Origin of the sequence: Cellulosimicrobium cellulans (assembly GCF_001722485.1) — a bacterium.
Classification (GTDB): domain Bacteria; phylum Actinomycetota; class Actinomycetes; order Actinomycetales; family Cellulomonadaceae; genus Cellulosimicrobium; species Cellulosimicrobium cellulans_A.
Genome location: NZ_LWGL01000028.1, coordinates 19,759 through 27,629, shown reverse-complemented (window position 1 = coordinate 27,629; position 7,871 = coordinate 19,759). Strand labels below are relative to the sequence as shown.

The window sequence follows — 7,871 nt, the reverse complement described above, 5'->3', positions numbered from 1 at the left end:
CCGCCCAGGGTCGCGGCGAGCGCGTACAGGCCGTCGGCCGTCGCGACGCCGAGCCCGGCGGCCGCGCCGACGCGCCACGACGTCCGGGCGGTCAGCGCGACGAGGTAGGTCGCGATCGCGCCGACGGGCACGGCGATCGCGTACCCCGCCAGCGCGCCGGCCCACAGCTGCCCGAGGACGTCGCCCATGGGCGCGATCGTGGCACGCACCCGCCCCGGGTGTCAGCGGGTTTGCCGCACCCGGCCGCGGCGCCTCAGCCCCAGACGAGGCCCCGGGCCGGCTCCTCGAGCACGCGCGCGACGTCGGCCAGCATGCGCGCGCCCAGCTCGCCGTCGATCAGCCGGTGGTCGAAGCTCAGCGCGAGCTGCGTGACCCACCGCTTCCTGATCTTGCCCTTGTGCACCCAGGGCTGCTCACGGATCGCGCCGAACGCGAGGATCGCGGACTCGCCGGGGTTGAGGATCGGCGTGCCGGTGTCGATGCCGAAGACGCCGACGTTCGTGATGGTGATCGTGCCGTCGCTCATGTCCGTCGGCGTCGTCCGTCCGGCGCGCGCGGTCGCCGTGAGGGCCGCGATCTCCGTCGCGAGCCCGTGCAGGTCGAGGCGGTGCGCGTCCTTGATGTTGGGGACGACGAGCCCGCGCGGCGTGGCGGCCGCGATCCCCAGGTTCACGTAGTGCTTGTAGACGATCTCCTGCGCCTCGTCGTCCCAGCTCGCGTTGACCTCGGGGTGGCGGCGCAGGGCCAGGAGCAGCGCCTTCGCGGCGACGAGCAGCGGCGTGACGCGCACGTCCGCGAACTCCTTGTCCTCGCGCAGCGTGCGCACGAGCTTCATCGTCCGCGTGACGTCGATCGTATGGAACACGGTGACGTGCGGGGCGGTGAACGCGCTCGCGACCATCGCCTCGGCGGTCCGCTTGCGCACCGACCGCACGGGCACGCGCGTCCGGCGGCCGTCGGGCGTGACGGTGCCCTTCGCGAGCCACGGCTGGTCGTCGTCGGCGTACGTCGCGAGGGGCTCGGCCTTCGCCTGGTCGTGGTGCGCGACGACGTCCTCGCGCGTGACGATCCCGCCGGGGCCGGTGCCCGCGACGCTCGTGAGGTCGACGCCGAGGTCCTTCGCGAGCTTGCGCACGGGCGGCTTGGCGAGCACCGGCAGGTGCGCGTGCGCCACGGTCGGCGCGGGAGCCGGTGCCGGTGCGGCGGGCGCGGGGGACGCGGCGCGCGCAGGAGCGGGTGCGGGGGTGGCCGGCCGCGCCTGCGTCTGCGCCGGAGCGGGTGACTGCGTCGGGGTCGCGCCGCGGCGTCGCCGACGGGCCGTGCCGGGCTCGACCGTGCCGTAGCCGACGAGCACCGAGCCGGAGCCACCCGCTGCGGCGGGCTCCTGCTCCGCGACCGGAGCCGCGGGCGCGTCCGCGCCGTCGGGCACCGACGCACCCGGCACGGTGGGCGCGGGAGCGGTCCCGTCGGGGTCCGTGTCGACGACGACGATCGGCACCCCGACCTCCACCGTCACGCCCTCGTCCACGAGGATCTCGCTCACGACGCCGGTGTAGGGCGACGGCAGGTCGACGAGCGACTTCGCCGTCTCGATCTCGACGATCGTCTGGTTGACCGTGACGCGGTCGCCGACGGCGACGTGCCAGTGCACGATCTCGGCCTCGGTGAGCCCCTCGCCCGCGTCGGGGAGCTTGAACTGCTCGTACGTCGGCACTGCTTGTCCTCCTGGTTGTCGGGTGCGTCAGTACGCGAACGCGCGGTCGACGGCGTCGAGCACCCGGTCGAGGCTCGGCAGGTAGTCGTGCTCGATCTTCGCGACCGGGTACGGGGTGTGGAAGCCGCCGACGCGCAGCACGGGCGCCTCGAGCGCGTAGAAGCACTCCTCGGTCACGCGGGCCGCGACCTCGGCGCCCGAGCCGAGGTAGGTGGGCGCCTCGTGCACGACGACGCAGCGCCCCGTGCGGCGGACCGACTCGACGACGGTCGCGGTGTCGAGCGGCGAGATCGCGCGCAGGTCGACGACCTCGACGCTGCGGCCCTCCTGCTCGGCGGCGGCCGCGGCGCGCAGGGCCGTGGCGACCGTCGGGCCGTACGCGACGAGCGTGAGGTCCGTGCCCGGGCGCACGACGCGCGCGCGGTCGAGCACGCTCGCGCCCTCGCCGCGTCCGCCGAGGTCGACCTCGCCCTTCTCCCAGTAGCGGCCCTTCGGCTCGAAGAACAGCACGGGGTCCGGGGAGGCGATCGCCTCCTGGATCATCGTGAACGCGTCCTGCGGCGTGGACGGCGAGACGACGCGCAGTCCGGCCGTGTGCGCGAACAGCGCCTCGGGGCTCTCGCTGTGGTGCTCGACCGCGCCGATGCCGCCGCCGTAGGGGATGCGCACGACGACCGGCACCTGCAGGCGCCCGCCCGAGCGGTAGCCCATCTTGGCGAGCTGCGTGGTGATCTGGTCGTACGCCGGGAAGACGAAGCCGTCGAACTGGATCTCGCACACGGGCCGGTACCCGCGCAGCGCGAGGCCGATCGCGGTGCCGAGGATGCCGGACTCCGCGAGCGGGGTGTCGACGACGCGGTCCTCGCCGAAGTCCTTCTGCAGCCCGTCCGTCACGCGGAACACGCCGCCGAGCGGGCCGATGTCCTCGCCCATGAGCAGGACCTTCGGGTCGTTCTCGAGCGCGCGGCGCAGGCCTTCGTTGATCGCGCGCGCGAGGGTGAGGGTCTTCGTGCTCCCGGCGGCGCCGGTGGTCCCCGTGGTCATCGTGCGGCCTCCTCGGCGAACGACTCTTCGTACTCGGCGAACCACGCGCTCTCACGCTCCACGACGGAGTGCGGCGTCGCGTAGACGTGCTCGAACATGCTGGACCCCGCAGGCGCGGCGAGCGCGCGGGTCTCGGTGCGCAGCCGCTCGCCGAGCGCCTCGGCCTCGGCCTCCACCTCGGCGGCGAACGCGTCGTCCCAGGCGTCCTCGGCGCGCAGCAGCGCCTCGAGCCGGTCGATCGGGTCGCGCCGGCGCCAGTACTCCTCCTGCGCGCGCGAGCGGTACTTCGTCGGGTCGTCCGACGTCGTGTGCGCGCCCATCCGGTAGGTGAACGCCTCGACGAACGTCGGGCCGCCGCCGGAGCGGGCGCGCTCCAGCGCCTCAGCCGTCACGGCGTAGCACGCGAGCACGTCGTTGCCGTCGACGCGCACGCTGGGGATGCCGAAGCCGCCGCCGCGGCGGTACAGCGGCACGCGGGTCTGCTTGGTCGTGGGCTCGGAGATCGCCCACTGGTTGTTCTGGCAGAAGAAGACGACGGGCGCGTTGTTCACCGCGGCGAACACGAGCGCCTCGCTGACGTCGCCCTGCGACGTCGCGCCGTCCCCGAAGTACGCGACGACGGCCGTGTCCCGGGCCGGGTCGCCCGTGCCGACGAGCCCGTCGCGCTGGACACCCATCGCGTAGCCGGTCGCGTGCAGCGCGTGCGACCCGATGACGAGCGTGTACAGGTGCACGTTGTGCGCGGCCGGGTCCCACCCGCCGTGGTCGACGCCGCGGAACAGGCGCAGGCGGTCGACCGTGTCGATGCCGCGCACGTGCGACACCCCGTGCTCGCGGTAGGAGGGGAAGACGTAGTCCTGGGGGGCGAGGGCCCGGCCGGAGCCGATCTGCGCGGCCTCCTGGCCCTTCGACTGCGCGAAGAGCCCGAGCTCGCCCTGGCGCTGGAGCGACGTCGCCTCGTCGTCGAAGCGCCGCGTGAGCACCATGTCGCGGTACAGGCCCCGCAGCGCGGCGCCGTCGAGGTGGGCGACCCGCTCGCGGTAGGCGTCGGTCTCGGGCGTGGTCACCCGTGCGCCCGCCGGGGTCACGAGCTGCAGGAGCGGCGCGTCGTCGGGCCCCCCGGTCACGTCGGGGAGGTCGGGCGGCGTGCTCGCGGTCGTCTCGGTCACGCGATCTCCTTCGGTGCGGGCCGGGCGGTCCGCTCGGGTGCAGGGGCGTCGTCGGAACCTACGTCTCCGTAGCCTACGCAAGCGTAGGCTACGACGCCGTAGGTAGCGCTGCCCACGGCGGTGCCAACGTCGGCACCGCGCGTTTGGAGGGATCCTCCAACCCCCGTCGAGTCTTCTCCCGCCTGCCGGGGCAGGCAAGGGGTGGGCCGCGCGGCGGGGGCACCCCGGCGCGCGCCGAGGCTCCCGCTTGCGAGGCCGCGACGTCCGTCGTTGCGTGGTGGAGGCCCGCCGACCGCCGGTGGGCACGACCGACCGGAGGGGCGATGGCACGCAGCGACCGGATCGCGGAACCGTGGGGCACGCGCACGCCCTACGCGCCGGGAGAGCCGTGGCCGACCCGCGTCGACACGTTCCTCGACGAGGGCCTCACGGAGGCCGACGTCGACGAGTGGGTGCAGAGCGCGACGATCCTGCACTCCAACGGGGACGGCCTCGACATCGCGGTGAAGGACGGGCGCATCGTCGGCGTCCGCGGCCGCGCCGTGGACCGCGTCAACCACGGCCGGCTCGGCCCGAAGGACCTCTACGGCTGGCAGGCGAACAGCTCCCCCGACCGCCTCACGCACCCGCTCGTGCGCAAGGACGGCGAGCTCGTGCGCGCGACCTGGGAGGAGGCGATGGGCCGCGTCGTCGGGCGCACGCGCGAGCTGCTCGACGAGCAGGGCGCGAGCGCGATCGGCTTCTACACGACCGGCCAGCTGTTCCTCGAGGAGTACTACACCCTGGGGATCGTCGCGCACGGCGGCCTCGGCACGAACCACGTCGACGGGAACACGCGCCTGTGCACGGCGACCGCGGCGGCCGCGCTCAAGGAGTCGTTCGCGTGCGACGGCCAGCCCGGCTCGTACACCGACGTCGACCACGCGGACGTCATCTGCCTCTTCGGGCACAACATGGCCGAGACCCAGACGGTGCTGTGGACGCGCGTCCTCGACCGGCTCGCCGGGCCGAACCCCCCGCAGATCGTGTGCGTCGACCCGCGCGAGACGCCGGTCGCGCGCGCCGCGACGGTCCACCTCGCCCCGCGCCCCGGCACGAACGTCGCGCTGATGAACGGCCTCCTGCACCTCGTGATCGCGGACGACCACGTCGACCACGCGTACGTCGACGCGCACGCCGTGGGCTTCGAGGAGCTCCGCGAACGGGTCGCGGACTACCCGCCTGAGAAGGTAGCCGAGATCTGCGACGTGCCCGTCGAGCGCCTGCGCGAGGCGGCGCGCGTCATCGGCTCGGCCGAGCGGCTCCTGTCGACGGTGCTGCAGGGCTTCTACCAGTCGCACCAGGCGACGGCCGCCGCGGTGCAGGTCAACAACCTCCACATCGTGCGCGGCATGCTCGGCCGGCCGGGTTGCGGGATCCTCCAGATGAACGGGCAGCCGACGGCGCAGAACACGCGCGAGGCGGGTGCCGACGGCGACCTACCGGGCTTCCGGAACTGGTCGAACGACGCGCACGTCGAGGACCTCGCACGCGTGTGGAACGTCGACCCGATGCGCATCCCGCACTACTCGCCGCCGACGCACGTCATGCAGATGATCCGCTACGTCGAGGACGGGTCGATCCGCATGCTGTGGGTGCAGGGCACGAACCCCGCCGTGTCCCTGCCGGAGCTGGACCGCATCCGGTCGGTGCTGTCGCAGGAGCGACTGTTCCTCGTGGTGCAGGACATCTTCCTGTCGGAGACGGCGCAGCTCGCCGACGTCGTGCTGCCCGCCGCGACCTGGGGCGAGAAGACGGGCACGTTCACGAACGTGGACCGGACCGTGCACCTGTCGCTGAAGGCCGTCGAGCCGCCGGGCGAGGCGCGCCCGGACCTCGACATCTTCGTCGACTTCGCGCACCGCCTCGGGCTCCAGGACAAGGACGGGCAGCCGCTCGTGAAGTGGAGCACGCCCGAGGAGGCGTTCGAGGCCTGGAAGGAGTGCTCGCGCGGCCGGCCGTGCGACTACACCGGCATCACGTACGACAGGCTGCGCGGCGGCAGCGGCATCCAGTGGCCGTGCAACGACGAGAACCCCGACGGCACGGAACGGCTCTACGTCGACGGGAAGTTCTGGAGCGCCCCCGGGTACTGCGAGAGCTACGGGCGCGACCTCGTCACCGGCGCGCCGCTCGAGCCGACCGAGTACAAGGCGATGAACCCGGACGCCAAGGCCGTGATCAAGGCCGCCGGGTACCTGCCGCCGCACGAGCCGCCGTCGGAGGAGTTCCCGCTCCAGCTCATCACCGGCCGCACCGTCTACCAGTTCCACACCCGGACGAAGACGGGCCGCGCACCCCAGCTGCAGGCCGCGGCGCCCGAGGTCTGGATCGAGGTGTCCGCCGAGGACGCGGAGCGCCACGGCCTCGCGGAGGGCGACGTCGCCGAGGTCCGCACGCGACGGGGCAGCGTCGTCGCCCAGGTGCGCGTCAGCGGCGTCCGGCGCGGCGTCGTCTTCCTGCCGTTCCACTACGGCTACTGGGACACGCCCGGCGGCAGCGGGCCGGACGACGTCGGGCGCGCCGCGAACGAGCTCACCCTCACCGACTGGGACCCGGCGTCGAAGCAGCCCATCTTCAAGACGGCGGCGGCCTCGCTGCGCCGCGTCGGCCCCGGCGACGGTCCCGCGCCCGCCCCGACGACGACGGCGTCCGCCCCCGTGACGGGCCACGTGCCGCCGACGCGCGGCGGCCCCGACGCCCTGGCCGAGGAGTCCTTCGACGTGCCCGTCCCCGAGGAGGTGCGATGAAGATCGGCCTGGTCCTGCGCGAGCTCCACCGGTCCGAGAACGACCTCGCGCACGAGCTCCTGCAGGTGTCCGACCGGCACCGGGTCGACCACGAGGTCTACCACGTCGCCCGCGACCTCGCGGCGTGGTCGCAGCGGCACGTCACCGAGATCGCCGGGATCGCCGGTGACTACGGCGAGGACCTCGACCCCGAGCCGCACGGCGAGTCGAACGTCGCGCAGCGCGCGCTCGACAAGGCGAGCGAGCTCGCCGGGCGCGCGCGGACGCCGGGCCTGCTCATGCTGCGCGACCTGCGCGAGGTCTACATGAAGGCGTCCGGCGTCTCCGCCGACTGGGAGATGCTCGCCCAGGCGGCGCAGGGCATCCGGCACACCGACCTCCTGTCGCTCGCGCAACGCTGCCACCCCGACACGCTGCGCCAGGTGCGCTGGGCGAACGCGAAGCTCAAGGAGTCCTCGACGCAGGTGCTGATCAGTTGAGCACCGGGACGGACGCCCCCGCCGGGACCGCCGACGTCGCACGGGTCGTCCTGCGGCCCGTCGGCACGCCCCTGCCCCTGGGCTTCCTCGGGCTCGTCGTCGCCACCGTCGCGTTCGCGTCCGTGCAGCTCGGCTGGGTCCCCGCGACGCAGGGCAGCCTCGTCGCGCTGGGCGTGCTCGCCTTCACCGTGCCCACCCAGCTCGTCGCGTGCGTGGTCGGGTTCCTCGCGCGCGACCCCGTCGCCGGCACCGGGATGGGCGTGCTCGCGGGCACCTGGGGCGCCGTCGCCCTCGTCACGCTCACGACGCCGCCCGGGGCGTCGAGCCCGGGGCTCGGCGTGCTCCTGCTCTGCGCGGCCGCGGCGCTTCTCGTCCCCGCGACGGCGGGGCTCGCGAAGCCGGTCGCGGCCGTCGTCATGGCGCTGTCGGTGCTCCGGTTCGCGCTGACGGGGGTCGCCGAGATCAGCGGCTCGTCGACATGGCTGTCGGTCGCGGGCGTCACCGGGCTCGTCCTCGGCGCCGTGGCCCTCTACGCGGCGCTCGCGTTCGAGCTCGAGGACGTGCGCGGACACGCCGTGCTCCCCCTGTTCCGGCGGGGAGCCGGTGCGTCCGCCGGGCTCCCCGCGGACCTGGGGCATGTCACGGGCGAGGCGGGCGTCCGGCCCCAGCTCTGAGC

At 74.0% G+C, this 7,871-nt stretch carries 6 protein-coding genes and 1 pseudogene; 3 read left to right on the top strand and 4 right to left on the bottom strand.

Annotation, left to right across the window (positions count from 1 at the left end; all coding sequences use genetic code 11):
* The 4 genes and pseudogenes from JZ5iCDA_RS05410 to pdhA all read right to left on the bottom strand — a co-directional run.
* Nucleotides 1-188 (bottom strand): annotated as a pseudogene (locus JZ5iCDA_RS05410) (hypothetical protein); the annotation flags it as partial.
* Between the two features lie 65 nt (nucleotides 189-253).
* Nucleotides 254-1,714: a dihydrolipoamide acetyltransferase family protein gene (locus JZ5iCDA_RS05405; protein WP_069386227.1), complete on the bottom strand. Its 1,461-nt coding sequence runs from the start codon at nucleotides 1,712-1,714 to the stop codon at nucleotides 254-256.
* A 27-nt stretch (nucleotides 1,715-1,741) separates the two neighbouring features.
* Entirely contained in the window at nucleotides 1,742-2,758 is a 1,017-nt protein-coding gene (locus tag JZ5iCDA_RS05400; RefSeq protein WP_069386226.1) for an alpha-ketoacid dehydrogenase subunit beta, read from the bottom strand.
* Nucleotides 2,755-3,927 (bottom strand): pyruvate dehydrogenase (acetyl-transferring) E1 component subunit alpha, encoded by a 1,173-nt coding sequence (pdhA, locus tag JZ5iCDA_RS05395; protein ID WP_083259693.1) that lies wholly within the window; start codon nucleotides 3,925-3,927, stop codon nucleotides 2,755-2,757. The genes JZ5iCDA_RS05400 and pdhA overlap by 4 nt, the downstream gene beginning before the upstream one ends.
* A gap of 323 nt (nucleotides 3,928-4,250) precedes the next feature.
* Between pdhA and JZ5iCDA_RS05390 the strand changes: the two genes are divergently transcribed.
* Genes JZ5iCDA_RS05390 through JZ5iCDA_RS05380 form a run of 3 tightly spaced genes read left to right on the top strand, consistent with a single transcriptional unit; the run spans nucleotide 4,251 to nucleotide 7,869 of the window.
* Nucleotides 4,251-6,716, top strand: coding sequence for a molybdopterin oxidoreductase family protein (locus tag JZ5iCDA_RS05390; protein WP_069386225.1), 2,466 nt, complete (start codon nucleotides 4,251-4,253; stop codon nucleotides 6,714-6,716).
* Nucleotides 6,713-7,195, top strand: coding sequence for a hypothetical protein (locus tag JZ5iCDA_RS05385; protein ID WP_069386224.1), 483 nt, complete (start codon nucleotides 6,713-6,715; stop codon nucleotides 7,193-7,195). The genes JZ5iCDA_RS05390 and JZ5iCDA_RS05385 overlap by 4 nt, the downstream gene beginning before the upstream one ends.
* The gene (locus JZ5iCDA_RS05380) at nucleotides 7,192-7,869 is read left to right on the top strand and encodes a hypothetical protein (protein WP_069386223.1); all 678 of its coding nucleotides are present in this window, start codon (nucleotides 7,192-7,194) and stop codon (nucleotides 7,867-7,869) included. The genes JZ5iCDA_RS05385 and JZ5iCDA_RS05380 overlap by 4 nt, the downstream gene beginning before the upstream one ends.
* Nucleotides 7,870-7,871 lie beyond the last annotated feature (2 nt).